This is a genomic window from Deinococcus gobiensis I-0 (genome assembly GCF_000252445.1).
Taxonomy (GTDB): Bacteria; Deinococcota; Deinococci; order Deinococcales; family Deinococcaceae; genus Deinococcus; species Deinococcus gobiensis.
Map to the genome: position 1 here is coordinate 262,804 of NC_017805.1, position 25,080 is coordinate 287,883.

The 25,080-nt window shown below is 66.9% G+C and carries 22 protein-coding genes and 1 pseudogene; 16 read left to right on the forward strand and 7 right to left on the reverse strand.

All coding sequences use genetic code 11. The annotated features are described in order from the left end of the window. The first annotated feature begins 200 nt into the window (after positions 1 to 200). The 10 genes from DGO_RS16165 (at position 201) to DGO_RS16210 (ending at position 10,783) form a co-directional block, all read left to right on the forward strand. Complete coding sequence (locus DGO_RS16165) at positions 201 to 1,898, forward strand: long-chain-fatty-acid--CoA ligase (protein ID WP_014695628.1); 1,698 nt, start codon at positions 201 to 203, stop codon at positions 1,896 to 1,898. 118 nt (positions 1,899 to 2,016) lie between these two features. Further along, positions 2,017 to 3,582, forward strand: a complete 1,566-nt coding sequence (gene aceB, locus DGO_RS16170; protein ID WP_014695629.1) for a malate synthase A — start codon at positions 2,017 to 2,019, stop codon at positions 3,580 to 3,582. Beyond that, positions 3,575 to 4,417: an IclR family transcriptional regulator gene (locus DGO_RS16175; RefSeq protein WP_050920942.1), complete on the forward strand. Its 843-nt coding sequence runs from the start codon at positions 3,575 to 3,577 to the stop codon at positions 4,415 to 4,417. Before aceB ends, DGO_RS16175 begins: the two co-directional genes overlap by 8 nt. Positions 4,418 to 4,464: 47 nt before the next feature. After that, positions 4,465 to 4,923: a protease inhibitor I42 family protein gene (locus DGO_RS24400; protein WP_226991516.1), complete on the forward strand. Its 459-nt coding sequence runs from the start codon at positions 4,465 to 4,467 to the stop codon at positions 4,921 to 4,923. A 435-nt stretch (positions 4,924 to 5,358) separates the two neighbouring features. Beyond that, on the forward strand, positions 5,359 to 6,399 hold the full coding sequence (locus DGO_RS24410; RefSeq protein WP_226991517.1) for an aldolase/citrate lyase/malate synthase family protein: 1,041 nt from the start codon (positions 5,359 to 5,361) through the stop codon (positions 6,397 to 6,399). Then, positions 6,396 to 7,640: an allantoate amidohydrolase gene (locus tag DGO_RS16190; RefSeq protein WP_043804176.1), complete on the forward strand. Its 1,245-nt coding sequence runs from the start codon at positions 6,396 to 6,398 to the stop codon at positions 7,638 to 7,640. Before DGO_RS24410 ends, DGO_RS16190 begins: the two co-directional genes overlap by 4 nt. Beyond that, positions 7,637 to 8,992, forward strand: coding sequence for an allantoinase (locus tag DGO_RS16195; protein WP_014695635.1), 1,356 nt, complete (start codon positions 7,637 to 7,639; stop codon positions 8,990 to 8,992). The genes DGO_RS16190 and DGO_RS16195 overlap by 4 nt, the downstream gene beginning before the upstream one ends. Further along, positions 8,989 to 9,756, forward strand: coding sequence for a (S)-ureidoglycine aminohydrolase (gene allE, locus DGO_RS16200; RefSeq protein ID WP_014695636.1), 768 nt, complete (start codon positions 8,989 to 8,991; stop codon positions 9,754 to 9,756). Before DGO_RS16195 ends, allE begins: the two co-directional genes overlap by 4 nt. A gap of 62 nt (positions 9,757 to 9,818) precedes the next feature. Further along, the gene (locus DGO_RS16205; RefSeq protein ID WP_226991518.1) at positions 9,819 to 10,472 is read left to right on the forward strand and encodes an AzlC family ABC transporter permease; all 654 of its coding nucleotides are present in this window, start codon (positions 9,819 to 9,821) and stop codon (positions 10,470 to 10,472) included. Then, positions 10,469 to 10,783, forward strand: coding sequence for an AzlD domain-containing protein (locus tag DGO_RS16210; RefSeq protein WP_014695638.1), 315 nt, complete (start codon positions 10,469 to 10,471; stop codon positions 10,781 to 10,783). The genes DGO_RS16205 and DGO_RS16210 overlap by 4 nt, the downstream gene beginning before the upstream one ends. Positions 10,784 to 10,855: 72 nt before the next feature. Here DGO_RS16210 and DGO_RS16215 read toward each other — a convergent pair whose 3' ends face one another. From DGO_RS16215 to DGO_RS16230, 4 genes are all read right to left on the reverse strand, one after another. Continuing rightward, the gene (locus DGO_RS16215) at positions 10,856 to 12,943 is read right to left on the reverse strand and encodes a beta-galactosidase (protein ID WP_014695639.1); all 2,088 of its coding nucleotides are present in this window, start codon (positions 12,941 to 12,943) and stop codon (positions 10,856 to 10,858) included. 116 nt (positions 12,944 to 13,059) lie between these two features. After that, positions 13,060 to 13,803 carry a carbohydrate ABC transporter permease gene (locus tag DGO_RS16220; RefSeq protein ID WP_014695640.1) on the reverse strand — a complete coding sequence of 248 codons (744 nt, stop codon included), beginning with the start codon at positions 13,801 to 13,803 and terminating at the stop codon, positions 13,060 to 13,062. Between the two features lie 140 nt (positions 13,804 to 13,943). Then, entirely contained in the window at positions 13,944 to 14,834 is an 891-nt protein-coding gene (locus DGO_RS16225) for a carbohydrate ABC transporter permease (protein WP_014695641.1), read from the reverse strand. A gap of 103 nt (positions 14,835 to 14,937) precedes the next feature. After that, positions 14,938 to 16,209: an extracellular solute-binding protein gene (locus tag DGO_RS16230; RefSeq protein WP_043804178.1), complete on the reverse strand. Its 1,272-nt coding sequence runs from the start codon at positions 16,207 to 16,209 to the stop codon at positions 14,938 to 14,940. Positions 16,210 to 16,429: 220 nt separating this feature from the next. Between DGO_RS16230 and DGO_RS16235 the strand changes: the two genes are divergently transcribed. Beyond that, a complete protein-coding gene (locus tag DGO_RS16235; RefSeq protein WP_226991536.1) occupies positions 16,430 to 17,425 on the forward strand; it encodes a LacI family DNA-binding transcriptional regulator in 996 nt (331 codons plus the stop codon). 23 nt (positions 17,426 to 17,448) lie between these two features. Here the strand turns inward: DGO_RS16235 and DGO_RS16240 are convergent, their stop codons facing one another. Next, complete coding sequence (locus DGO_RS16240) at positions 17,449 to 18,876, reverse strand: phosphoglucomutase/phosphomannomutase family protein (protein ID WP_014695644.1); 1,428 nt, start codon at positions 18,874 to 18,876, stop codon at positions 17,449 to 17,451. A gap of 57 nt (positions 18,877 to 18,933) precedes the next feature. On the opposite strand from DGO_RS16240, the gene DGO_RS21795 reads away from it, so the two are divergent. From DGO_RS21795 to DGO_RS21810, 4 genes are all read left to right on the forward strand, one after another. Continuing rightward, the gene (locus DGO_RS21795; RefSeq protein ID WP_083847393.1) at positions 18,934 to 20,109 is read left to right on the forward strand and encodes an O-antigen ligase family protein; all 1,176 of its coding nucleotides are present in this window, start codon (positions 18,934 to 18,936) and stop codon (positions 20,107 to 20,109) included. Then, positions 20,102 to 21,064, forward strand: a complete 963-nt coding sequence (locus tag DGO_RS21800) for a hypothetical protein (protein WP_014695646.1) — start codon at positions 20,102 to 20,104, stop codon at positions 21,062 to 21,064. The genes DGO_RS21795 and DGO_RS21800 overlap by 8 nt, the downstream gene beginning before the upstream one ends. Before the next feature lie 542 nt (positions 21,065 to 21,606). Next, complete coding sequence (locus tag DGO_RS21805) at positions 21,607 to 21,885, forward strand: hypothetical protein (RefSeq protein ID WP_014695647.1); 279 nt, start codon at positions 21,607 to 21,609, stop codon at positions 21,883 to 21,885. A 49-nt stretch (positions 21,886 to 21,934) separates the two neighbouring features. Continuing rightward, positions 21,935 to 22,405, forward strand: a complete 471-nt coding sequence (locus tag DGO_RS21810) for a hypothetical protein (protein ID WP_083847382.1) — start codon at positions 21,935 to 21,937, stop codon at positions 22,403 to 22,405. A gap of 45 nt (positions 22,406 to 22,450) precedes the next feature. Here the strand turns inward: DGO_RS21810 and DGO_RS21815 are convergent, their stop codons facing one another. Then, positions 22,451 to 23,791, reverse strand: coding sequence for an NF041680 family putative transposase (locus DGO_RS21815; RefSeq protein ID WP_014695649.1), 1,341 nt, complete (start codon positions 23,789 to 23,791; stop codon positions 22,451 to 22,453). Between the two features lie 108 nt (positions 23,792 to 23,899). Here DGO_RS21815 and DGO_RS16255 point away from each other — a divergent pair, with 108 nt between their 5' ends. Further along, complete coding sequence (locus DGO_RS16255; protein ID WP_043804182.1) at positions 23,900 to 24,205, forward strand: hypothetical protein; 306 nt, start codon at positions 23,900 to 23,902, stop codon at positions 24,203 to 24,205. Here DGO_RS16255 and DGO_RS21300 read toward each other — a convergent pair. Beyond that, positions 24,183 to 25,006, reverse strand: a pseudogene (locus DGO_RS21300) (IS5 family transposase). The gene DGO_RS16255 and the pseudogene DGO_RS21300 sit on opposite strands and share 23 nt — an antisense overlap. Between the last annotated feature and the right edge of the window lie 74 nt (positions 25,007 to 25,080).

Consider the following 25,080-nt stretch of genomic DNA (forward strand, 5'->3'; position numbering starts at 1 on the left):
CCCTGCGGCCCCCTGCCCTGGCCACCATGCCCGCAAACGCCGCGCGAGGCGCTACACTCGGTCCACTCAAGTTTCGATTCCGCAGCCGGGCGCTTCTGTGCCCGCCGCGTCCGGCTCCGGCGACCCTGGCCCCCTGCGGGCAGCGGCGGCGTCCTGTCTGGTCTCCGCTCCTGCCCCGTCTGTTTTCCCGAGGTAGACGCATGACCCAGGACCCTGCCCCCACCGCCGGCCCGACGGCCACCCAGACCCACGCCCAGCCCGGCCGCTACTGGCCCCCCCACAAGCCGCGCAGCCTGACCCTGCCGCGCACCGGCCTGATGCACAGCCTGCGCGTGAGTGCCGAGCGCTACCCCGACAAGGCGGCGCTGTGGTTCTACGGCCGCGAGCTGAGCTACGCCGAGCTGCACGGACAGGCCGCCCGTCTCGCCGGACACCTCGCCGCGCAGGGCGTGGGCAAGGGCGACCGCGTGGCCCTGTGGCTCCAGAACAGCCCGGCCTGGGTGGTCGGGGCCTACGCCGCGTGGCAGCTCGGGGCGGTGGTGGTGCCGCTGGCCCCCATGCTCCAGCCGCGCGAGTTCGCCTTCTTCCTTCAGGACGCGGGCATCCGGGCCGGAATCGTGGGCGGCGAGCTGTACGAGAAGGCCAAGGCGGCGGGGCTGGAGCACGCCGTCGTGGCGAACGTCATGCTCGGCACCGACGAGGGCCGGGCCGGGGTGCCGCTGCCCGCCGGTCTGGACGTGTCGCCGGAGGTGCAGCCCGGCGACGTGACGCTCGAAGACGCCCTGAAGGCCGCCCCCGCCCCCGAGGCCGCCGTCACCTCCGACGACCTGTGCGTGATGCCCTACACGAGCGGCACGACCGGGCTGCCCAAGGGCTGCATGCACACGCACGGCAGCGTGCAGGCCAACGTGTTCGGCGCGGGCGTGTGGGTCGAGGGCACCGTCGAGGACACCTCGCTGGCCGCGCTGCCCCTCTTCCACGTCACCGGCTTCATCAACGGCCTGCTGACCATGCTGACCTCGGGCGGGCGCGTGGTCCTGATGGCCCGCTGGGACCGCGACGCGGCGCGCACCCTGATCCGCGAGCAGGGCGTCACGCTGTGGACGAACACGCCCACGATGGTCATAGACCTGATGGCCTCGCCGTCCTTCGACCCGGCCGACCTGAAGTCGCTGCGCAACGTGACCGGCGGCGGGGCCAGCCTGCCGGCGGCCGTGGGCCAGAAACTCTATGACCAGACCGGCATCCTGTTCCTGGAAGGCTACGGCCTCTCGGAAACGATGGCCCAGTCGCACAGCAACCCCAGGGGCCGGCAGAAGTTGCAGTGCCTGGGCATTCCGCTGTTCAACGTGGACTCGCGCATCGTGGACCTCGACACGGGCGAGGAACTGCCGACCGGCGAGGTGGGCGAGATCGTCATTCACGGGCCGCAGGTCATGCAGGGCTACTGGAACCGCCCCGAGGCGACCGCCGAGGCCTTCACCGAGATGGACGGCAAGCGGTTCCTGCGCAGCGGCGACCTGGGCTATATGGACGAGGAGGGCTACTTCTTCTTCGCCGACCGCCTCAAGCGCATGGTGAATGTCTCGGGCATGAAGGTCTGGCCCGCCGAGGTCGAGAACAAGCTGCACGCCCACCCCGCCGTGCAGGAGGCCTGCGTGATCAGCGTACCCGACGAACGCAGCGGCGAACACGCCCGGGCGCTGATCGTGCTGCGGCCCGGCCAGCAGGCGACCGGCGAGGACATCGAGCGCTGGGCGCGCGAGCAGATGGCGACCTACAAGGTGCCGCGCGACTACGTGTTCGTGGACAGCCTGCCGCGCGGCGCGACCGGCAAGGTGGCGTGGCGTCAGCTTCAGGAAGCGGCGCGCGCCGAGCTGAAGGCCGCCCAGGGCTGAGCTTCGGCCGCTGCAGAGCGCCTCGCCAAGAGAAGTCGGCGGGGCATTTTTCTACTACCTATTTTCCATCAGATGAAATTGAACGCCAAAAGATGGAACGGGGCTGGTACAGTGACCCATGACCGATTCTGCCCTGCCCGCCGGAATGCAGATCAGCGCGCCCGTCAGCGCCGCCCAGGCCGAGATCCTGACCCCCGAGGCCCTGGCCTTCGTGGCCGAGCTGCACCGCCGCTTCGACTCGCGCCGCCGTGAGCTGCTCGCCGCCCGCGAGGCGCGGCAGGCCCGGCTGGACGCGGGCGAGCTGCCCGACTTCCTGCCCGAGACGCGGGAGGTGCGGGAGGGCGACTGGGCCATCAGCCCGCTGCCGCAGGACCTGCGCGACCGCCGGGTCGAGATCACCGGGCCGGTGGACCGCAAGATGATCATCAACGCGCTGAACAGCGGGGCGCGGATGTTCATGGCCGACTTCGAGGACGCGAGCAGCCCCACCTGGGACAACGTGGTGGACGGCCAGATCAACCTGCGCGACGCCGTGCGCCGCACGATCACGCTGGAGCAGGGCGGCAAGAGCTACCGCCTGAACGAGCAGACGGCGACCCTGCTCGTGCGCCCGCGCGGCTGGCACCTGCCCGAAAAGCACGTCACGGTGGACGGCGAGGAGGTCGCCGGGGCCTTCTTCGACTTCGGGCTGTACTTCTTCCACAATGCCCACGAACTGCTGTCGCGCGGCTCGGGGCCGTACTTCTACCTGCCCAAGATGGAGTCGCACTTGGAGGCGCGGCTGTGGAACGACGTGTTCACCTATGCCGAGCAGGCGCGCGGCGTGGCGCACGGCAGCATCAAGGGCACCGTCCTGATCGAGACGATCCTGGCCGCCTTCGAGATGGACGAGATCCTGTACGAGCTGCGCGAGCACTCGGCGGGCCTGAACTGCGGGCGCTGGGACTACATCTTCTCGTACATCAAGAAACTGCGCGGCGACGCCTCGCGCACCCTGCCCGACCGCGCCAAGGTCACCATGAGCACGCCGATGATGACCGCCTATTCCAAACTGGCGATCCGGACCTGCCACCGCCGGGGCGCGCCGGCCATCGGGGGCATGAGCGCCTTTATCCCGGTGAAGAACGACGAGGCCGCCAACGAGCGCGCCTTCGCGCAGGTGCGGGCCGACAAGGAGCGCGAGGCCGAGAACGGCCACGACGGCACCTGGGTCGCGCACCCCGGCATGGTGGCGCTGGCGACCGAGGTCTTCGATCGCCTGATGCCGGACGACAACCAGATCGGCTCGGACAAGCAGCGCGAGTTCACGGCGACGGCCGCCGACCTGCTGACCCCGCCGCAGGGCACGGTCACCGAGGCGGGCGTGCGCACGAACATCAATGTGGGCATCCAGTACCTCGCGGCGTGGCTGCGCGGCAGCGGCGCGGTGCCCATCCACAACCTGATGGAGGACGCCGCCACCGCCGAAATTTCACGCGCCCAGCTGTGGCAGTGGCTGCACCACGGGGCCGAGCTGGAAGACGGCCGCACGCTGACGCCCGAGCTGTTCGGCGAGCTGTACGACGACGAGGTGGCGAAGCTGGGCGAGAACTTCACCGACGCCGCCGCCCTGTTCCGCGACGTGGCGACCCGCACGCCGCTGGCCGACTTCCTGACGTTGCCGGGCTACGCGCGCCTTGCCTGAGCGCCCTGAAGGTGGGGAGGCCCGGGGCCACGCCCGCGCCGGCCGCGCCCGCAGCACCGAAGCCGGCAGCGTGCGCACGCTGGAGCGCGGCCTGGGGGTGCTCACCGCCCTGGCCGACCTGCGCGAGGCGACCCTGAGCGAGGTGGCGCGGCGCGCGGGCCTCTCGCCGAGCACGGCGTCGCGGCTGCTGGACACGCTGCGGCGGCAGGGCTTCGCCGAGTGGGACGAGCGCAGCGGCCTGTATACCGTGGGCCTGCGGGCCTATCAGGTCGGGGCGGCCTTCGCGGCGCGCACGACCCTGATCGGCGCGGCCCAGGCCGAGATGGACGCGCTGGTCACAGCCCTGGGCGAGACGGTGAATCTCGCGGCCCTGCGCGGTCCGGCAGGCCACGAGGAGGCCGTCTATATCCACCAGGCCGAAGGGCGGGGGTTGGTGCGCCTGTTCGCACAGCTGGGGGCCGCCGCGCCGCTGCACTGCTCGGGGGTGGGCAAGGTGCTGCTCGCGGCGCTGCCCCCCCAGGAGGCCCGCGCCCGACTCGCCCGCGCCGAGCTGAGCGCCTACACGCCGCGCACGCTCACCACCCTGGAGGCCCTGGGCACCGAGCTGGCCCGCGTGGCCGCGCAGGGCTACGCCGTGGACGACGAGGAACGCGAACTCGGCGTGCGCTGCCTCGCGGCACCGGTGCGCGGCGCGGCCGGGACGGTGGTCGCGGCGCTCAGTGTCTCGGCGCCCTCGGCACGCCTGATTCCTGCCGACCTTCCCCGCGTGGCCGCCCAGGTCCAGGCGAGCGCGGCGCGGGTCTCGGCCCGGCTGGGCTGGAGTGGGGAGGGCTGACCTGCGCCGCGTTGCGCTCCCCCCGGGCAGCTGTCAGCATGGGTTTCATGAAACTTCTGCGCCTGCTGCTGTGCACGCTCGGCCTGACGACCGCCGCCCTGGCGACCTCCGGGGCCGGGGCGGGCGCGGCCGGCATGTCCGTGCCCCGCACCGTGCAGGTGCAGCCGGGGATGGGGACCACCCTGACCGTGCAGGCCGGAGACGTGCTGCGCTTCGTGCTGCCCGACGCCCCCGGCACGGGCTACACATGGCGGGCGCTGGAGGTGGACGGCGAATACCTCGCGCTGGTCGGGAAGACGCACGCTGCCCAGGCGGCCCCGGCTGGCCCGCCCGTGGTAGGCGGCCCCGGCCCCGACCTCGTGTACGTCTACCGGGTCGTCAAGACCCCGCGCAGCGGGCGGCGCGCAGCTGGCCCTGCCCGTGGGGTTCGTGCAGCTGCCGCCCGGACGCCTGGCCCTCGGCCGAAGGTGTCGGCCACGCTGTTCTACCTGATCCCCGGCCCCTGAGCCTCGATCACTGGACCCTCCCCGCCCGGCCCGGCCCCCAACCCCCGGGCCGGGCGGCCCGCTTGCCTGCCAGGAGCCTGCCCTTGACCGACCTGACCCTCCCCCCACCCCTGGTCCTCTCCCCTGCCGCGCACGCGCTGGCCGGGGCCCTGCACACCGCGCTGCGTACCCGCTGGGCCGCCCTGCCCGGCGACGCCGCACCCGGCCCCGCCCCCGCCGACTACCGGGCGGCCCGGGTGCCTGACGACCTGCAGGGCCGCCGCGCCGAACTGATCGTGGAGGCCTCGGACCTCGCGGCCCTGCGCGCGGCCCTCGCCTCGGGGGCCGACGCGGTGGCGCTGGACTTCGACGACACCTTCGCGCCGANCACGTGCCAACGTCCAGGCCGCCTATGACGCGCTGCCCTGGGCGCTCGCAGGCGAGGGTGCGCGGCTCGTGCGGCCCCGCGCGCTGTACGCGCTGGAACTGGCCCTGGACTTCGGCGGGCCGGGCATCGCCGCCCTGTGCGACCTCGCGGCCGTGCTGACGGCGGCCCCGGCGCGCCCCCCCCACCTCTACATCCCCAAGCTGGAGACGCTGGCCGAGGCGCGCTTCTGGGACGACGCTCTGGCGCTGGCCGAGGCGCAGCTGGGGCTGGAGCGCAACGCCGTGCGGGTGTGCCTCCAGATCGAGACCTTCACCGGGGTGCGCCAGGCCGACGTCCTGCTACATGCGCTGCGGGGCCGGGCGTATGGCCTGAACGCGGGGCGCTGGGACTACGTGTTCAGCCTGACGAAGCACCTGGGGCGGTCGCGCACGGTCCCGCTGCCCCCCCGCGCCGCCCTGGGCATGGACGTGGACGCCATGCAGGCCTACGCCGAGGCCCTGGTGCGCGTATGCCGCCGCCGGGAGGCCGAGGCCGTGGGCGGCACGGCGGCGGTCGCGCCGGACCCCCAGAACCCCCGCCCCGCCCTGGACGCCGTGCGGGTCGACAAGGCGCGCGAGGCGGCGCAGGGCTTCACGGCCGCGTGGGCCGGCTTGCCCGGGCTGCTGGGCGCGGTGCGGGAGGGCTTCGCGGATGCCCGGCCCGCCGCGTTGCCGCGCGAGACCCCGGAGCAGAGCCTCGCGCGGCTCACCACCCTGCCGGACGCGGGGCCGCTGCCCCTGGTGACCATGCGCGACACGCTGGGCCTCGCCCTCGACGTGTTCGCGGCGTGGTTCGCGGGCCGGGGCGTGATCGTACGCGCCGGGCGGCTGGAGGACACCGCCACCGCCGAACTCGCCCGCGCGCAGCTCTGGCAGTGGTGCCGGGTGGGGGCCGCGCTGGAAGGTGGCAAGCGCCTGACACCGGCGTGGTACCTGACCGAGCGCCGCGCCCTGCTCCCCGACGACCACCCCGCCGCGCGGCTGCTCGACCATCTGGTGCTCGCCGACGCCGCGCCTGCCTACTTTCCGCGCGAGGCCCAGCGGCTGGGTCTGGGAGAATACGCGCCGTGACCCTCTCTGCCGACCTCTCCCGCCTGAGCCGAGCGGCGCTGGACCTGTGCGCCGAGCTGGCGACCCTGACCGAGGTGCCGGGCCAGACCACCCGCACCTACCTGTGCCCCAGCGCCGCGCAGGTGCATACCCGGCTGTGCGCCTGGGCCGACCGCCTGGGCATGACCACCCGCCTCGACGCCGTGGGCAACCTGCGCTCGCGGCTCGAAGGACCGCGCGGCGCGCCTACCCTCTACCTCGGCTCGCACCTCGACACGGTCCCCAATGCCGGGGCCTACGACGGCATCCTGGGCGTGGTGCTGGGCTACGCGGCGGCCGAGGCCCTCCAGGCGGGCGGCCGGCCGCTGCCCTTCAGCCTCGAGGTGCTGGCCTTTTCCGAGGAGGAGGGCGTGCGCTACGGCGTGTCCTTCATCGGCAGCCGGGCACTCGTGGGCACCGCCGACGAGCTGCTGGACCGCCTCGACAAGGACGGCCAGAGCGTGCGCGAGACCATCCGCGCCTTCGGCCTCGACGAGACCGAGCTGCCCGGCGCGCTGGCCGAGGCGAACGCCCTGGGGTACCTGGAAGTGCATATCGAGCAGGGGCCGGTGCTTCAGGACGCGGGCGCGGCGGTCGGCGTGGTGAGCAGCATCGTGGGCCAGAGCCGCCTGACGCTTGACTTTGCCGGGCAGGCCGCCCACGCGGGCACCACCCCCATGACGCTGCGCCGCGACCCGCTGGCCGCCGCCGCGCGCTTCATGGTCGCCGCCGAGGACCTCGCGCGCGCCACCCCCGGCCTCGTCGCCACCGTCGGCATGATCGAGGCGCGGCCCGGCGCGGGCAACGTGATTCCCGGCGAGGTGAGCCTCTCACTCGACATCCGCCACGAGTTCGACGCGGTGCGCGCCGAGGCCCTCGCCGCCCTGCTGGACACGGCCGGGCGCGAAGCGGCGGCGCGCGGCGTGACCCTGGCCGTCACGCCGCGCATGGAGGAAAGCGCGACCCCGATGGACGCAGGGCTGCGCGCCGGGCTGCACGAGGCCGCCGCCGGGCTGGGCCTCGCGGCCCCCGAACTGGTGAGCGGCGCGGGCCACGACGCCCAGATTCTCGCCGCGCGGATGCCCGCCGCGATGCTGTTCGTGCGCTCGCCCAACGCCCTGAGCCACCATCCCGACGAGATGGTCGACCCGGAGGACGTGGACGCGGCCCTGGCGGTCGTCGTACGCCTGCTCGAAACCCTGGCCGGGGAGGCGCGGGCATGACCCTCGACCTCATCGTGCGCGGGGGCACGCTGGTCACGCCGGGGGGCGTACGCCGCGCCGACCTGGGCATCGCGGGCGGCGTGATCGCCGAAATCGCCGAGGAACTGACGACCCCCGCCCGCCAGGAACTGGGCGCGGCCGGGCGGCACCTGTTTCCGGGCGTAGTAGACGCGCACGTGCACCTCAACGAGCCGGGGCGCGCCGACTGGGAGGGCTTCACGACCGGCACGCGGGCACTCGCGGCGGGCGGGGCGACGACCTTCGTGGACATGCCGCTCAATTCCTCACCTCCCGTGCTGGGCGCGGCCGAGCTGGAGGCCAAACGAGCCCTGGGCGAACAGAAATCGCTGCTGGACTTCGCGCTGTGGGGCGGCCTGACGCCGGTCAACCTGGACCGCCTGGACGAACTGGCACAGGCGGGCACGGCCGGCTTCAAGGCCTTCATGAGCGACAGCGGCCTCGACGAGTTTCCGGCCGCCGACGAGGCCACGCTGCGCGCGGGGCTGGAGGCGGCGCGGCGGCACGGGCTGGTCGTGGCCGTCCACGCCGAGAGCCATGCCCAGACCCGCCGCCTGAGCGCCCAGGCCCGCGCGGGCGGGGCGCGCGGCGTGCGCGACTATCTCCAGACCCGCCCCGTCGAGGCCGAGCTGGAGGCGGTCGCCCTGGCCCTGGCCCTGGCCGGGGAAACGGGCGCGGCCCTGCACCTCGTGCACCTCAGCAGCGGCGAGGCGGTCGCGCTGGCGGCCGAGGCGCGCGCGCAGGGCGTGGACGTGACGGCCGAGACCTGCCCGCACTACCTGCACTTCACCGACACCGACGTGGAGCGGGTCGGGGCGGCCCTCAAGTGCGCGCCGCCGCTGCGCCCGGCCGCCGTGCAGGGCGAGCTGTGGGCCAGGGTGCTGGCCGGCGACGTGCAGATCGTGGGCAGCGACCATTCGCCCGCGCCGCCCTCCATGAAGACCAGCGACGACTTTTTCGAGCTGTGGGGCGGCGTCAGCGGGGCGCAGTCCACCTTGAACGTGCTGCTCACGGACGGGCACGCGCGGCGCGGCCTGGGGCTGGCCGAGGTCGCGGCCCTGAGCGCCCTGAACCCGGCGCGGCGCTTCGGTCTGGCAGGCAAGGGCGCGCTGGAGGTCGGGATGGACGCCGATTTCGCGCTCGTGGCGCTGGACGAGGCCTTCGTGCTGGAGGAGCTGCACGACCGCTGGCGGCAGAACCCCTACCGGGGCGAGACCTTCCGGGGCCGCGTGGAAGCGACCTACCTGCGCGGCGCGGCAATCTACGCACAGGGGCAATTCGTGGGCGAGCCGCGCGGACGCTGGCGGCGGCCCGAGGACAGGAGAAGCGTATGAAACACCTCGGCGTCACCCGCAGCGCGCTCGAAGCGTCGCACGCGGTCCTCACCCCCGAAACCTTCGTCCGCACGGCCCTGAGCGAGTGGCCGGGCAGCGCCGTCGTCGTGCATATCGCGCCGGTCATCGGCCTACGCGCCCGCTTCGTGCAGTTCACGGCCGAGATGCCCCAGGGCGCGCGGGCCACGGCCTCTGCGCAGGGCTTCCAGCGCTTCGCCTTCGTCCTGTCGGGCGAGGTCGAGGCCAGCGTGGACGGCGAGACGCGCACGCTGCGCGAGTCCGACTACGTGTTCCTGCCCGCCGGCACGGCCCACACCCTGACGGCCCTCTCGGCGGCGCGCGTGTCGGTGTTCGAGAAGCCCTACGAGGCGGCCCCCGGTCAGGCCACGCCCGGAACCGTGTGGGGTAATGAGCGCGCAGTCGCGGGCACGCCCTTCGAGGGCGACGACCACCTGCTCGCCCGCAAACTGCTGCCCGACGAACCCGCCTTCGACTTCATGGTCAGCACCATGAGCTTCGCGCCGGGGGCCAGCCTCCCCTATGCCGAAATCCACTACATGGAACATGGCCTCCTGATGCTGGAGGGCGAGGGCCTGTACAAGTTGCAGGACCGCTACTACCCGGTCACGGCCGGCGACGTGATCTGGATGGGCGCGCACTGCCCGCAGTGGTACGGCGCGCTGGGGCGCCACTGGAGCAAGTATCTGCTCTACAAGGACATGAACCGGCACCCGCTGGCGCTGCGGGGCGGGGGGTTGGACTGAGGAGGCTCGCCGGCCTGGCCCGCCTCGCCCCGCCTGCCTTCTGGCGGGGGTTTCGGGCCTTCTTGCCGCTCGTTCCGGGGGTGCTGCCCTTCAGCATGGTTGCGGGCATCGCGGCGGTGCAGGTGGGCTTCACGCCGCTGGAGTCGGTGATGTTCTCCGTGATCGGCTACGCGGGATCGGCGCAGCTCATCGCCGCGCAGCTCTACGGAGCGGGCAGCCCGCTGGCCCTCATCGTGCTGAGCAGCCTCGTGGTGAACCTGCGTTTCGCGATGTACTCGGCCTCGCTACTGCCGCTGTTCGGGGGCGTGCCCAACCGTGTGCGCTGGCCGCTGGCGTATCTGATGACCGACCAGGCCTACGCCCTGACGATGGGCCGCCCCGACACGGAGACGGACCCCGTGCCCTACTACGCGGGCGCGGCCGTGCCCATGTGGCTCACCTGGCAGACCGGCACGGCCGTCGGGGCACTGCTGGGCGCGCGCATTCCGCCCGAGTGGCCGCTGGACTTCGCGGTGCCCCTGAGCTTCATCGCGCTGCTCGTGCCGGTCCTGCGCACGCGCCCGCAACTGCTCGCGGCGGCGGTGTCGGGGGCGGCGGCGGTGGCAGCCCACGGCCTCCCCTTTCGCCTGAACCTGATCCTGGGAGCGGCCTGCGGGGTTGCGGCGGGCCTGTGGGCGCAACAGGCCGAGCGCCGCCGCACCGGGGCGCAGGCATGAAGGTCTGGCTGGTGATCGTCGGGGTGGGGGCCGTCAGCCTGCTGCTGCGGGCCTCGTCGCTGGTGCTGCTGCGCGGGCGCACGCTGCCGCCGGGCCTGCTGAATTCGCTGGGGCTGGTGCCGGCGGCGGTCCTATCGGCGCTGGTGGTCCCCGAACTCCTGGTGCACGGCGGCGACTTCCGCCCCCTGGGGCCGCGCCTCGTGGCTGGGGTCGCCGCCGCCCTCATCGCCTGGAAGACCCGCAACGTGCTGTGGACGCTGCTGGGAGGGCTGGGGCTGCTGTTCGGCTTTGAGGCGCTGGGCTGGCGCTGATCTGCCGAGAGACTGGAGGGGGCGTCCCGGAAGCTTGGCCCCGAGACGCCCCGCCCGCCGTTCAGACCGGATTCAGCCGGGAACCGGCAGACCCGCCTGACGCTTGTCTGCCACCGGCTCCTGGTCCAGCACCTGCACGGCCACGAGGTCCACCTCGCCCCGGAAGCGGATCAGCTCGGCCGCGTAGGGTGCCAGAACCACCGTCTGGGACGACACGTCGTCTCCGCCCAGGCGAGCGCCGCCCTCAGGCAGCCTCAGGGTGAGGGGGCGGGTCGGGTGGACGTTCAACAGGTGCAGCACCTGCGCGCCGTCCAGGGTAGACACCGACAGGTCGAGCTGTTCGGGCACGTGGCACAGCGGCACGCCCGCGCCTCGCAGCGCCCCTTCCAGCAGCCCGGCCAGCGTGTATTGCGGCAGGTCGCTGCCCAGGTAGTAGGCCTGCCCCGCCCCGAAGGCGTGCCGGGTGACGGCCGCGCCGCCCGCGTAGTAGTCCTCCGTGAAGGTGGCGAGTACCTGGGCCCCGTCCGGGTGGATGACTTCGGCCCACTGCGTGGCCTGGACCTCCTCACCCCCCTCCAGCCGGACCGCCGTCGTCTCGCCGGGTTGCAGGGGCGCCCATTCCTCGACCCACAGGCCCAGCACGTCGCGCAGCAGGCCCGGGTAGCCGCCGAGTTGCACGTGCTCGTGCTCGTCCACGATGCCGCTGAAAAAGCCCGTGAGCAGGGTCCCGCCCCCCTGCACGAAGGCGCGCAGGTTGCCCGCCGCCCCCGCCGTCAGCAGGTAGCCGTTGGGCAGCGCCACCACGTCGTAGGCGCCCAGGTCGGCCTCCGGATGCACGAAGTCCACGTTCTGGCCCAGGCCGCGCAGCGCCGCGTACCACTTGCGCACCAGGGGCATGAGCTTGAGGGCCGAGGGCTTGCTGTCGAGTTCCAGCGCCCACCAGTTGTCCCAGTCGAACATGACGGCCACGCGCGAACGCACGCTGGCCCCGGTCAGGGCCGAGAGCGACTTGAGTTCCTGGCCCAGCGCCCTGACCTCACGCCATACCCGCGAGCGCTCGGGGCCGACGTGCTGCACCATGCCGCTGTGGTACTTCTCGGCCCCGGCGCGTGACGCCCGCCACTGGAAATACATCAGGCCGCTGGCCCCGTGTGCGAGCGCCTGATGGTTCAGGACCCGCATCAGCCCCGGCCGCTTGGGCGCGTTGTGCTGGCGCCAGTTCACGGCGCTGGGGGCCTGCTCCATCAGGATCCAGCGCTGGCCGCCGCGCAACGAGCGCATCAGGTCGTAGCTCATGCCCGCGTCGAGGTGCGGGGCCGCGTCGCTGGGGTCGGGGTAGGCGTCGAGCGACACCACGTCCTCCTCGCGCGCCCACTTGTGGTAGTCCAGGCCGGGCAGAAAGCCCAGGAAGTTGGTCGTGACCGGAATTTCCGGCGTGACCTCGCGCAGCACCTCTACCTCCAGGCGGTAGAGCTCCAGGATGTTGTCGCTGGAAAAGCGCCGCCAGTCGAGCTGCTGGGTGGGGTTGGGGTAGGTGGGCGCGCGGCGCGGCGGCTGGATCTCCGCCCAGTCGCCGTAGCGCTGGCTCCAGAAGGCGGTGCCCCAGGCGGCGTTCAGGGCGTCCAGGGTGCCGTATTTGCCGCGCAGCCACGCACGGAAGTTTTCGGCGCACAGCCCGCAGTAGCACTGGTCGATGTGGCAGCCGTACTCGTTGTTCACGTGCCACATCCGCAGGGCGGGGTGGGCGGCGTAGCGCCGGGCGATCTGGCGCGTCAGCGCGCGCACGTGCTCGCGGAAGGCGGCGTGGCTGGGGCAGTAGAGCTGCCGCCCGCCCACCTCCAGGCGCACGCCGTCGGCGGTCACGGGCTTGGAGTCCGGGTACTTCAGCGACAGCCAGGGCGGCGGCGAGGCGGTGGCGGTCGCCAGGTTCACGCCGACGCCGTGTTCGTGCAGCAGGTCCATGACCTCGTCGAGCCAGCCGAAGTCGTACTCGCCGGGCCGGGGTTCGAGCAGCGCCCAGGAGAAGATGCCCAGCGAGACGAGGTTCACGCCCGCCTCGTTCATGAGTCGCGCGTCCTCGCGCCACACGTCGCGCGGCCACTGCTCGGGGTTGTAGTCGGCGCCGTAGATGACGCCGCCAAAGGATTTGATGTCGAACATGACAGACCTCGGGGACCGGCCCCCGCTCAGGGCAGGGGGCGCGGCAGGAAGGGCGGTGTGGTGGGCCGGGGAGCAGGGAGGGGCAAGCGCGGCCCTCCCCTGCCCCCGGCGGCGTCTCAGTCCTTGACCGCGCCGCCCGCGATACCCGCCACGAAGTGACGTTGCAGCGCGAGGAACAGGGCCAGGAAGGGCAGGGTGGCGATGGTGGTACCGACCATCAGCGCGCCCCAGGAGACGCGGGTGAGGCCGACCAGCGTACCCAGCGCCACCGGCATGGTGTAGCTGTCTTTCTGGTTCAGCACGATCAGGGGCCAGAGGTAGTCGTTCCAGCTCGCCAGGAACAGCAGGATGGCGAGCGCCGCCAGCGCCGGGCGCACCACCGGCAGGGCGATCTGCCAGAAGGTGCGCCACTCGCCCGCACCGTCGATGCGCGCGGCGTGCAGCAGGTCGTCGGGCACCGTCTGGAAAGCCTGGCGCATGTAGAAGATGCCGATGGTGTTCGCCAGGGTGGGCAAAATGACTGCCCAGTAGGTGTTGCTCAGGTGCAGGTCGCGCGCCACGAGGATGAACTGCGGGATGATGGTCACGAAGCTGGGGATGGTCAGCGTGGCGAGGATGATCCCGAACAGCAGATTGCGGCCCCGGAAGGCGTACTTGGCGAAGGCGAAGCCGGCCATGCTCGTCAGGAGCATGCTCAGGAGGGTGTAGAGCACCGAGATGACCGTGCTGTTGGCGAGCGTGCGCACGAAGTTGGTGTCGGCCTGGAGCTGCCGGAAGTTCTCGGCGAAGGCCCCGCCGAAGCCCAGGGGCGGCGCCGGGCTGAAGATGGCCGAGTCCGGGTGCGTGCTGAACACGACCATCAGGTACAGCGGCGCGAGGAACAGCAGCGCGAGCGGAATGAGCAGGGCGTGCAGGGCCACGCTCTTGCCCAGGTCGCGGTTGCGGCGCGCGCGGGCGGCGTCCCGGGCCTGCGTCCCGGCGTTCAGGGTGCTGTGGGTGGTCACGCGTCCCTCCCGAACAGGCGCAGCTGCACGAGGCTCACGACGGCGGCGATGGCCGCGACGGTGTAGGCGATGGTGCTGGCGTAGCCGAAGTTGAAGCTGCGGAAGCCCTGCTGGTACAGGTAGGTGCCCAGCGTCATGGTGGCATTGCCGGGGCCGCTGTTGGTGATCAGCGCGGGTTCGGTGAACAGCTGGAGCGTGCCGATCAGGCTCAGCACGAGGCAGAACAGCAATGTGGGCCGCAACATCGGCACCGTGATCTTCCAGAACTGCTCCCAGGGCGTCGCGCCGTCGATGGAGGCGGCCTCGTACAGTTCTTCCCGGATGCCCTGGAGGCCCGCGAGCAGGATGATGGCGTTGTAGCCGGTCCAGCGCCACAGCAGCGCCAGGATGATGACCGTCATGGCCGGTCCCGGCTGGTTGAGCCAGTCCACCGGGGGCAGGCCCAGCCCGCCCAGGGCGCGGTTGACCATCCCGAAGTCGGTGTTGAACAGCAGCCGGAACACGGCCGAGTAGGCGACCGTCCCCACGACCAGCGGCGCGAAGAAGGCGAAGCGGAAGAGCCCACGTGCCCGCAGCATCCGGCTGTTGAGCGCGACGGCCAGCCCGGTCGCCATCAGGAGCATGGTCGGCACCTGGATGATCAGGATGACGAAGGTGTTTTTCAGGGCCGTGCGGAAGAATTCGTCACCGGCCAGCCGGGTCCAGTTCGCCACGCTCCAGGGGGCGGTGGCCCCGAGGCGCGAGTCTTTGAAGCTCAGCAGGAAGGAACTGACGATGGGCCACGCCCAGAAGGACGCGAAGATGAGCAGGTAGGGCAGGACGAACAGGTACGGCGCGGCCTGGAAGCGCCGGCGGGCGCGGGGCGGCGTGGGCAGGGTGGTGGTCATGAACGTACCTCTGGGGAAAAGGGCGGTGGGGTCGTGGGCGGCCTCAGCGGCCCTCCCCTTCCCCCACCCAGGTCCCGCAGGACCGTGACTCGGCGGCGCCCGCTTACTTGGCGACGGCCAGGCCGGTCGCGCTGCTGATCTTCTTGGCGGCGTCGTTCAGGGCTTCCTGGGCGGTCTTGTACTTGCCCTTGAGGTAGTCGGCCTGCACCACGATCATGATCTGGCGGGCGTCCTGGAAGTACTGGGTGCCGCGCGCCTGGGGAACGTCGCCCAGGGTCCCCAGAATGGTCTGCCAGACTTTCTGGTTGCCCCAGTAGGCCTGTCCCTGCGCGACGTAGGGGTCCTTGGTGGCCGAGAGCAGGCTGGGGACCAGACCCTCACCCTTGAGCATGGCGACCTGCCCCTGCGCGGTGCCCAGCGCGTACTGCATGAAGGCGAAGGCCGCCGCCTTGTTCTTGCTGCTGGCGGGCAGGGCCAGGGCGCTGCCGCCCAGGTTCGCGGCGCGCGGGCCCCCGGCCTTGCTGGCGGGCATCAGGTACACGCCCCACTTGCCTTTCTGGTCGGGCGCGTTGGTGCGGATGGTGCCCTCGTACCACGCGCCGTAGATGGCGCTGGCCGCCTTGCTGGCCTTGATGCCCGTGATCTGGCCGCCCCAGTCGCCGGTGGCGAGGACCTGCGCGTCGTTGAGCTTCTTGATGGTGCTCAGGGCCGTGACGCAGCCGGGCTGCGCGATGGTGACCTGGGTGGCGGCGTTGTTGAAGTAGAAGCAGCCGTTCTGGTTGGCGAGCATGCGGAACCACTCGTCGTCCTGGCCGTTGGCGATGGTCGCGATCTTGACCTTGTTGCCGAACTTGGTGTTCAGCTTCTTGCCCGCCGCCAGGAAGTCGTCCCAGGTGCGGATGGCGGCGGGGTTGATGCCGGCCTGCTGGTACAGGTCGCGGCGGTAGAAGATCACCACGGGGCCGGAGTCCCAGGGCATCGCGTAGCGTTTGTTGTTGGCGGTCAGCTCGGTCCACTTGAAGGCCGGGAAGTTCTTGACGAGCTTGTCCGCGCCCAGCGTGTTCAGGTCGGTGAAGCAGTCGGGGAAGCGCGCCCAGAACACCTCGGCCTCGTTGTTCTCGATGGAGTACACGTCCGGCAGGTCGGCGCCGCCCGCCGCGCAGCCCGCCAGGCCCCGGTCGTACACGTTCTGGTTGCCCAGGTCCACGACCTCGACCTTCACGTTGGGGTACTGCTTGTTGAAGCCGGGGATGGTGCTCTGAAGCGCCTTGGCCGCCACGTCCCACGACCAGACGGTGACCGTACCCGAGAGCGAGGTCTGGGCAGCGGCCGTGGTGAGCAGGGTCAGGGCGGACAGCAGGATCATTTTCTTCATCTGGGCCTCCGAAGGCGGGAAAGGACGGGGGACGACGAGTTCAGCAACCGGTTTCTCGTGTGCGCTACGGTGGCTGCGGCGCGGTAGGCCGCCGCGTCCGGGCTTCCAGCCGAAGCCTTTGACCGAGCGATTTGACTGTGATACCTGATCAGCATACAGTCTGGGCAACCGGTTTCTCAAGGGGGCACTCATCCGCAAGAAGGCGACCACCATCTACGACATCGCCCGGCAGGCGCAGGTTTCCGTCTCGACGGTCTCGCGCGTCCTGAACGGCAACAGTGCGGTCAATGCCGAGTTGCGCACGCGGGTCGAGGCGGCCATGCACGACCTGCGCTTCCGGCCCAACCGGATCGCCCAGACGCTGTTCCATCACCGGTCGCACACGCTGGGCTGCGTGCTCCCCGACATCGTGAGTCCCTTCTTCGCCCAGCTGTTTCTGGAACTGGAGGTCGGGGCCTTCGAGCGCGGCTATACCATCATTCTGGGCAATACGGTCAGCACGCCCGCGCTGGAACGCACCTATCTCCAGACCCTCGCCGAGCGGCAGGTGGACGGCCTGCTGTACCTCGGCGGCCTGACCAACGCGCTGGCCGTCGCCCCCGAGGACCTCGCCCTGCTGCGTGACCTGGCTGAGCGGCTGCCCATCGTGACCGTCAACGGCGACCTGCCGGAGGTCGGCATCGTGACGAGCGTACGCTCGGACGAGGCGAGCGGCATGCGGGCGCTGCTCTCGCACCTGCGCGCGCAGGGCCATACCGACATCGCCTTTCTGGGCGGGCAACCCGACGTGACCAGCACGGCTGAGAAGTTGCAGGTCTACCGCGACCTGTGCCCCGACCATCCGCCCGAGTGGGTGCAGCCGACCGGCCTGGATATCGACGCGGGCATCCGGGCGCTGTGCAATCTGATGGGCGCGGCGCGGCGGCCGAGCGCCGTGGCCTGTATCAACGATCTCGTGGCGGCCGGAGTGCTGACGGCGGCGCGGGCCCGTGGCCTGAATCTGCCGGGCGACCTCTCGGTCACCGGCTTCGACGACGTCTTCCCGGCCCGGATCACGGCCCCGCCGCTGACCACCGTCAACCACAATTACGCCGAACTGGCCCGACAAGCTCTCGACGCGCTGCTGCTGGGCATCGAGGGGCAACCGGCGCCGCGCACGGTGACCGTGCCGACGCTGCTTGTCGGGCGGGATTCGGTGGCTCCCCGGCCGGGCTGATCCCGCCGGGGAGCCAGGCAATCTCAGTGGGCGCCTGCCGGGTCGTGGGCCAGCACGCGCCGGGTGGCCTCGTCCAGAATGGCGCGCATCTGCTCAGGCGTCTGCGCCTCGACATAGACCCGCACCACCGGCTCGGTCCCCGAGGCGCGGAACATGGCCGAAGCGCCGCCCGCCAGCCCCAGCTTTACGCCGTCGCGGGTATTTACCGACTCGACCGCGTACCCAGCCACCTCGCCGTAGGTCTGGGCCGCCGCGAGCAGCGCCGCCTTGTCGAAGGCCGCGCTCAGGTGCAGATCGTTGCGGTCATAGTGGTGCCGGAACCCCACCTCCACCTCAATGTCGGCAAAGAGTTCGGCCACGCCCCGGCCGCTGCTCGCGATGGCCTCGATCAGCAGCAGGCTGTTGAGCAGACCGTCGCGCTCAGGGATGTGGCCGCGCGACGACAGGCCGCCCGACTCCTCGCCGCCGATCATGACTGCCAGCTGTTCGTCGGCCTGTCCTTCCAGGAAGGCGTCGGTGATGTACTTGAAGCCCACTGGCGTTTCGACGAGGTCCAGACCCAGCTTCTGCGTCAGCAATTCGATCACGCGGCTGCCCGACACCGTCTTGACGACGCGCCCGCGCAGGCCCCGGGCGTACAGGTGCTTGATGAACACTGCGAAGATCTGGTGGCTGTTGAAGAACGTGCCGCCGGCCGCGACGGCCCCCACCCGGTCGGCGTCGCCGTCGGTCACGACGCCTAGCGCGATCTCGGGATCGGCTGCCATCAGGCCCATCAGTTCGCCCAGGTTCTGCGGGATCGGCTCGGGATTGACGCCGCCGAAGAGCGGATCGGGGTGGCCATGCAGTTCGGTCAGCTCCAAGTTCAGCCCGGCGTGACGCGCATAACCGGTGAGCCAGCCACAGGCCGCGCCGCCCATCGCGTCGTGTACGACCCGGCCCCGGTAGGCGCGCAGGGTGGGCAGGTCGAGCTGCCGGTTGAGCTGCTCGTAGTACGCCTGCCGGATGTCGAGCGGCCGGATCTCACCCTGGCGGCCGCTGTAGGCCACCGGCTCCCGCAGGGCGCGCTCGATCTGGGCGACTGTGGACGGGGTAGCGCTGCCGCCATAAGCCCCTTTAATCTTGTACCCGCTGTACTGCGGGGGATTGTGCGAGGCCGTAATCATCACACCACCCGCCGCTCCGTGATGTACGACCGCGTAGGACAGGGCGGGCGTAGGCAGGTATTCGCGCGCCAGCAGAACATCCAAGCCCTGCTCGGCCATCGTCTCGGCCACGACGCTCGCGAAGCCCGCCCCCTGGAAACGGGTGTCGAAGCCGACGACCACCAGGGTGCCGCCCGTCTCGCGTAGCGCCTGGGCATGGGCCCGCGCCACTGTGCGGACGTTCTCGTAGGTGAAGTCATGCGCGATGATGTCGCGCCAGCCGTCGGTTCCGAAAGTAATGGGCATAGTGATTCCAGAACTATTGTAAGCCGCCTATGACCAACTACCCCTATACTTCACTGCGTGACCCGCATTCCCAAGGCAGCTGCCTTCTCTCCCCCACGCTGGGTCAGCTGGCTACTCGCCCTCATACCGGTCTTTCCTCCATTGTACCTTGTTGCCTTCAGTGTACTTGGGAAACTGCGTACACTACCTCAAGCTGCGCGTGGTATACTTTTTTTCTTTGCAGCTACTCAGCTATTGGCAGCGATCTTTACACCTCAGCCACTTCTTTCTCTAGGACTCGCCCTACTACGTACTATTGTAATTTTGGCTATGATTGCAGCAGGGGTTTATCTTAAACAAAGCCGCAATTTACGCCCTCTCTTATGGGGACAGCTTCTAATTTGTGGGACGGCATGGTTGTACACGCTTACTACTCAAGGCTGGATAGGGGTACAACAGAGATTAAGTCATCCTTACTACTATATTGTGTCTTTGGGCTTAATAGCAGTCGTAGCAATGTGGTTCGTGATTTTTTGGAAAGGTGGCGCTGCATGGTGGCGTTGGCCAGCTGGCATATTAGCACTAATTACCTTTGTTGCATCCGGCAGCAGAGGTCCTCTGCTTGCTCTCGTAATTGGCTCACTTGTAGCTTTGCTAATAAATAATAAAAATAAGCTACTTTTATCATTTACCATTCTGGTAATAACCGTAACAGCCTTCCTAGCCATCAGCTTAAATTTACCATTCAAACCTCTTGAACGTTTGACCAGTGATCAGACAAGCGGACGTGAGTACGTGTGGCAAGATGCAATAAGAGGCTGGGAGACTTCGCCTTTAGGCGGTGTAGGACCATATCAAGGCGGGGCATACTTAACTTACTTATTAAAAGAAGGATGTCAATTAACGCCATCCCTGGAACGTAATGGAGTCAACTGTCCAGATAAGATAAAATCATTGACAAGTATCTGGTTAATAGCTCACAATGCTTGGCTTCACTGGATGTTGGAGAGCGGCATAGTTGGTTTGAGTGGTTTTATAGTATTAATGCTGTATTCAGCATACAAAAGTATTGTACTGCGAGATTCTTTCGTTTTAGCGATAGTTTTTGGATTTATGGCTATGAATCTTGTAGATGTGGTTGTAGCAATACCCAGTCCTCATTTTTCGGAGTTGTGGTGGGCGGTAGTAGGAATCTCTATTTATGAAGATAAGCCCACTAGTGATGTGTCATTAAAGAGAAGACTGAATGTCTAATACAATTCCAAAACTGCAAGTTGATAGTGATGTGGATTTTCGTCTCCAAGGTTTTAGCGATCAAGAGCCCTGGGGACGGTGGAGTGTTGGAAAGACGTCTTCTATTGAGTTTACTATTAATAAACCGGAAACACTCAATTTATCATATCAGGGCGTATTGCCTTTTAGTGAACAAAGACTAGTTGTATATTTGAATGGAATTTCCATTGGCGACTTTAGACAACCTCCTGGTAATACTAATACTAGATTTGCCCAGAAATTTGTTTTTAATGCATCCGCCGGTACTCAAAAAATAAGCTTTTCGACCAATCGCAGTCTTCTAGATCAACCAAATAATACTCTCAATGAGTATCGAGATTTAAGTGTTTCTTTTGAAATATTTGAAATTAATGTACCTGAAAGAATAGATATATTGCATCCTCACAGCAATTTGCCTCTTAATTCTTTATATGGAGTTTTCCCCAACCTCACTACTCCTATTTATTTACCAACAGGAGATTCTGGTCTAAGCTTTTTTCTGAAGCAATCTACTACGAAAGAGCTTAAAATTATATATGCGCTATTACCCACATACTCTGGCCAAAAATTTAATTTTTTTCTAGATGGTGAACAGATAAATCAGGTTTTTCACAAAGGCTCAGGCTTAGTAAAAGGCGAGCTTAAGATAGGATTGGTACATGCTGGTGCTCATCGGGTAGATATAAGAAGTACTCGTAATAAAACTAACCAACAAATTTATGACTATCTTAGAGCGAACACTTCACTGGAAAACAATCAAGTCCTGTTCTATGTGAATAGCCTAGAAATAAGTCCTATAGATAGTAAGTCTATAGAAAACAATTCAATATTATACTTTACATTTCTTATTATTACTTTAATATCTTCATTTATTATTTTATACATTTTGTTGTTTAGACCCATCCTTCTGCATAGGTATAGATTTATTAGAAAGTAGTGCCGTGGTATACATGTTTAGAGCAAGCATAGACTCAGGATTTACATCTACATATGCCGAAAAAGCGTTTTCAGATGCGAGCGTCTGAGAGTGTCGACGTAACAGTCTCTCTGGGAGCGCGCCCGCATTCTGATAGACCGCCTGCTTGCCGTTCCTCCCACGGCTTACCAGCAACGCAGCCTCGGGACTGCGTTATGCCTTTTGCTCAATCCAGACACCAAGACCGTGCTTCATCAAGCCGAGACCGTCATTGCCAGTGCCCTCAGTCGCTTTTTCGACGAGTACGACTGGGATATTACCGTGTACTGGACGCTCTTGGGAACGCTCAGTGGGGCCTCCTGCTTCAGACGGCGAGGCGGGAGCACCATCCATGCCTCCGGCTGAGTGTCGATCTCACCAGCGTCCCGAAAACGGGACGCCAGCTATCGTTCGTCCGCGGCTGTAACGAGGTTTACGACATCCACTTCGTGGTCCCGTTTGCACACTACGGGCCCCTGAAATTTCTACTGGGCTACCGGGTATACCGCGGCAGAAGGATCTTTATGCCTGTCATGCTTGCTCGTGACCTATTACACACCGTTCAAGACACCATTCGCACCCAGTTCTGGGTGCGCGTCCCCACAGGCAGTGACTTTGAAGCTGCCGCCTTTTTGGACGAGGTTCAGATACTGGGCTTCGAATTCGTGGTCGGCGTGCGGTCCACCAGGCGCACCGAGCATTCTGTGCATCTTACCGTTGCCGATTGCCCGCGTATCAGATACATCAAGCTCCAGAATTGGCCACACGACACTCTGACGCTCGGCGGCATTCAACATGGCTAGGGCGTGTGCTCATGGCTGGGAGAGGATATGGGTTGAATAGGGTGAGCACGTGAGCTTTCCTCTTGAAGCCATCCTCCTTGATAAGGCCGCCAAACGCCATGCGCCTGACTTCCCCACCGTCGTCCTGTCGAAGGGCATCACACTGCTCCCAGTCACTGACGACGTCTTCGATCAAGTTGCTGCCACGTCTCCCGGCAGTGAGACGCGGGGCCCGTTCTGGAAGCTGAGCGGCGCTCTTGAAGCCCTGATCATTGACGTTTCACGCCACTGCCGAGTCGCCTATATCGAAGCAGACTACTTTGGGGGGACAGGCACGCAAACCGCCGCTGTCTGGAACAACGGCGGGGTGATTATGGAGCCTGAACGCGCAAACGGCATTGGGCCGATTAACCGTGCGCTGAGCGCTTTGGGCGTGATTGCCGCACCTGGAAAGATGAGTTTGACGCAGTCAAACTCGGAAGACACCGGCGAATCTCAGCTTGGACGGACAAGGCACCGGAGGTCTAAGCTCGTGATTTAAGCCGACCGCGCTTGTCGCGGTCGTTTGTTCTGGGATCGAAAGTCGTCAGGCGCTCTTTTTCAAGGCGGGGAAGCGAGGTGCGCGTCCTGAGCACTTCCCTTTGGGTCGTCCCGGTGAACGGCCTGACGGTTTTGGCGCGCACGCTGGACTTCCCAGGGGCACCAACAGCTGGACAAAACCTTGCCTGACTCGACTTGGCGTCAAGCGACCACGTTCCTGTGGTCGCTGCCATGGAAGACGGGCATCGGTCACCACCGGCTGAGCCAGGCGCAATTGGGTGAAGGCCAGCAGCACCAACAGCGTCCAACGGTCCGCCTGCTCCGGATGACGCAGACGTGGTGTTTCCCAGTTCAGCGTCTGTTTGCAAAAGCGGAAGGTATGTTCCAGATCGAACCGACGCGTGTAGGCGCGCCACAGCATCGCCAGATCCGGCACGCCTGGTCCCCGCCACCAGAGCCAGAACGCCTGCGGTTGACGCGTTTCCCGGGGCAACTTCGCCACCTCCAACAACAACACGGTCCCGCTATATGTCGGCTTGAAGTGACGCGATCCTGGCCGCGTGTCCTGAGTGGTCTTGACGTGCAGCCCCGTCCAGGCACGCACATGGACCGTCCCGTACTGCTCCGTGGTTTCCAGATGCTCCAGATGGGGTGCCGGCCAGGTGGTCTGATCCGCGCACAGAAACTTGGCGCCATGAATGCGTGGGCGACCTCCCTGGGGACCCGGACGCGTCATGACGTCAAAGAAGAACCGCCGGTTCCGCCGTACACGGACCAGGACGCTGACTCTGTCAGCGTCTTTGAGCTTCGACAGACGGGTCGGGTCATACCCGCCATCGAACACGAACAGCGGTGATGCGGTCCCTGGGGGCAACAGCCTGCGGACGTGCTGGACCTGTTCATCGGCAATCTCGTGCGCCGTGCGATCAGGGGTGACTCGACGCACATCGAGAGGTGCGGTCCAGCTGCTGCTGACAGGTCCAAGCTGGGCGACCCAGGAGGAAGACCAGCCCGCGACCACAGGCTTTCCAGCGCTGTGACGACTTGGGTGATAGAAGTACCCCCGCTGCGGACTGGTCTCGGCATCGTTTCGGACCCAAGTCGAGGTATCGATGGCGAAGACGAGTGGCTGGTCGTGGTTCAGGGTGGTGCCGACAATCTCTCGAACACGCTCGGTATCGAGCGTGCCCCGAGTCAATGCCGCGTACAGGCTGCCATGACCGCGCTCAAAGGGTCCCTGCAAGCTGAGGTGCGCGAAGCTGGGCACCAGTCCCGCCACGGTGATGGCGTCAAACAGGTTGAACAATGCATCTGAACGATGGTCGAAGCAGTGGTAAACGTCGTTCCGAAAGGCCTGCAGACGGTCAAGCAGAGCTGAGGCGTTCATGCTCGATGGTACAGAACGCCCCCTACAGCGGCTTCAAACAGTTAAATCACGAGCTTAGAGGCTGAGGACAGAACGAAGGGAGAAAACGGTCGCATGGCAGACTGAGCCATGCCACGCAAGAAAACCGACCCTGGACTCGCCATCACCCCACTCTCCGAGCAAGGGCTGGACATGATGGAGATGCTCGAAGGCATGGCTGGCGACCTGGCCATGGAGAGCGGTGAGGCCATGATGGCCGCCGTAGAGTTCGAGAAGGCCCTGCTGAACATCGCGCATACGCTGGCTGGACAGGCGATCCGTGTGGACGAGCTTGCCCAGGAAGATGAGCGCGTCAAAGCCGCTGAACGGCAGATCAAGCTCTTGGGAAAGCTCTACAAACAACTCCAAGTGATCACGCAATCTGCGGGGCGCTGAGCGCCCCGCGCGTCCGGCGCCAGACGATCAAGGCACAGGCCAGCTGAGCCAACGCTAGGAACGAAGCGCTGCTTCGTTCTCTCCTGACCGCAAGCTTGCGATAGGACACTAGCCAGCTCAACGTCCGTTCGACCCGCCACCGATGCCGGCCCAAGGTGGAGCTCGACTCCACCCCTCGCTGAGCAATACGCGGCACAATCCTCCGGTGAGTCAGGGCGCGGCGACAACGGCCAACGTCGTAGCCCTTGTCGGCATAGAGCTTGGTCGGACGTCGGCGGGGCCGACCTCGCCTTCCATTGCGCATCCCAGGAACCGCATCGACGATCGCTTCCAGTTGCTTCGAGTCGTGGACGTTCGCGCCAGATAGCCTGATGGCTAGGGGGAGGTCCTGACCGTCAATGAGAAGGTGCAGCTTGCTGCCAGCCTTGCCCCGGTCGGTGGGGTTGGGCCCGGTGTGCGATCCACCACGGGGTGCAGGAATGCTGATGGAGTCCAGCGCAGAACGGGACCAGTTCAGGCACCCATGATGGTGCGCATGGTCGAGCGGGATGCGCCTGTGGCGCATCCACACGCCCCCACGTTGCCACTCCAGAAAGCGACGCTCATAGGTTCGTTCACTCCCCAGGCCCAAGACCACCGGTCACTGACGCCAAGGCAGACCCCATCGCAGGAGATAGAGGATGCCCGCGAAGGTCTGGCGCTTGGCCTGTCGTTAGCGACCCCTCTGGGCCGCGCAGGCGGCGCAGGAAATATAGGCTCGACCAGCGTCCAAAGTTCGTTCGGCACCAGTTGCTCGACCATGCCTGGACTCTATCGCTCTCCGTTCTGTCCTCAGCCCCTAAGCACCGTCCCAACCGCATTTTCTGGGGTCGAAG

Coding starts and splice junctions, on each gene's coding strand:
- DGO_RS21800 (WP_014695646.1), top strand. CDS start 20,102: ATGTCTAATACAATTCCAAAACTGCAAGTTGATAGTGATGTGGATTTT.
- DGO_RS16215 (WP_014695639.1), bottom strand. CDS start 12,943: ATGTTCGACATCAAATCCTTTGGCGGCGTCATCTACGGCGCCGACTAC.
- DGO_RS21815 (WP_014695649.1), bottom strand. CDS start 23,791: ATGAACGCCTCAGCTCTGCTTGACCGTCTGCAGGCCTTTCGGAACGAC.
- DGO_RS16255 (WP_043804182.1), top strand. CDS start 23,900: ATGCCACGCAAGAAAACCGACCCTGGACTCGCCATCACCCCACTCTCC.
- DGO_RS16220 (WP_014695640.1), bottom strand. CDS start 13,803: ATGGTCGTGTTCAGCACGCACCCGGACTCGGCCATCTTCAGCCCGGCG.
- DGO_RS16195 (WP_014695635.1), top strand. CDS start 7,637: ATGACCCTCGACCTCATCGTGCGCGGGGGCACGCTGGTCACGCCGGGG.
- DGO_RS16225 (WP_014695641.1), bottom strand. CDS start 14,834: ATGACCACCACCCTGCCCACGCCGCCCCGCGCCCGCCGGCGCTTCCAG.
- aceB (WP_014695629.1), top strand. CDS start 2,017: ATGACCGATTCTGCCCTGCCCGCCGGAATGCAGATCAGCGCGCCCGTC.
- DGO_RS24400 (WP_226991516.1), top strand. CDS start 4,465: ATGAAACTTCTGCGCCTGCTGCTGTGCACGCTCGGCCTGACGACCGCC.
- DGO_RS16240 (WP_014695644.1), bottom strand. CDS start 18,876: ATGCCCATTACTTTCGGAACCGACGGCTGGCGCGACATCATCGCGCAT.
- DGO_RS16230 (WP_043804178.1), bottom strand. CDS start 16,209: ATGAAGAAAATGATCCTGCTGTCCGCCCTGACCCTGCTCACCACGGCC.
- DGO_RS16210 (WP_014695638.1), top strand. CDS start 10,469: ATGAAGGTCTGGCTGGTGATCGTCGGGGTGGGGGCCGTCAGCCTGCTG.
- DGO_RS21805 (WP_014695647.1), top strand. CDS start 21,607: ATGCCTGTCATGCTTGCTCGTGACCTATTACACACCGTTCAAGACACC.
- allE (WP_014695636.1), top strand. CDS start 8,989: ATGAAACACCTCGGCGTCACCCGCAGCGCGCTCGAAGCGTCGCACGCG.
- DGO_RS16165 (WP_014695628.1), top strand. CDS start 201: ATGACCCAGGACCCTGCCCCCACCGCCGGCCCGACGGCCACCCAGACC.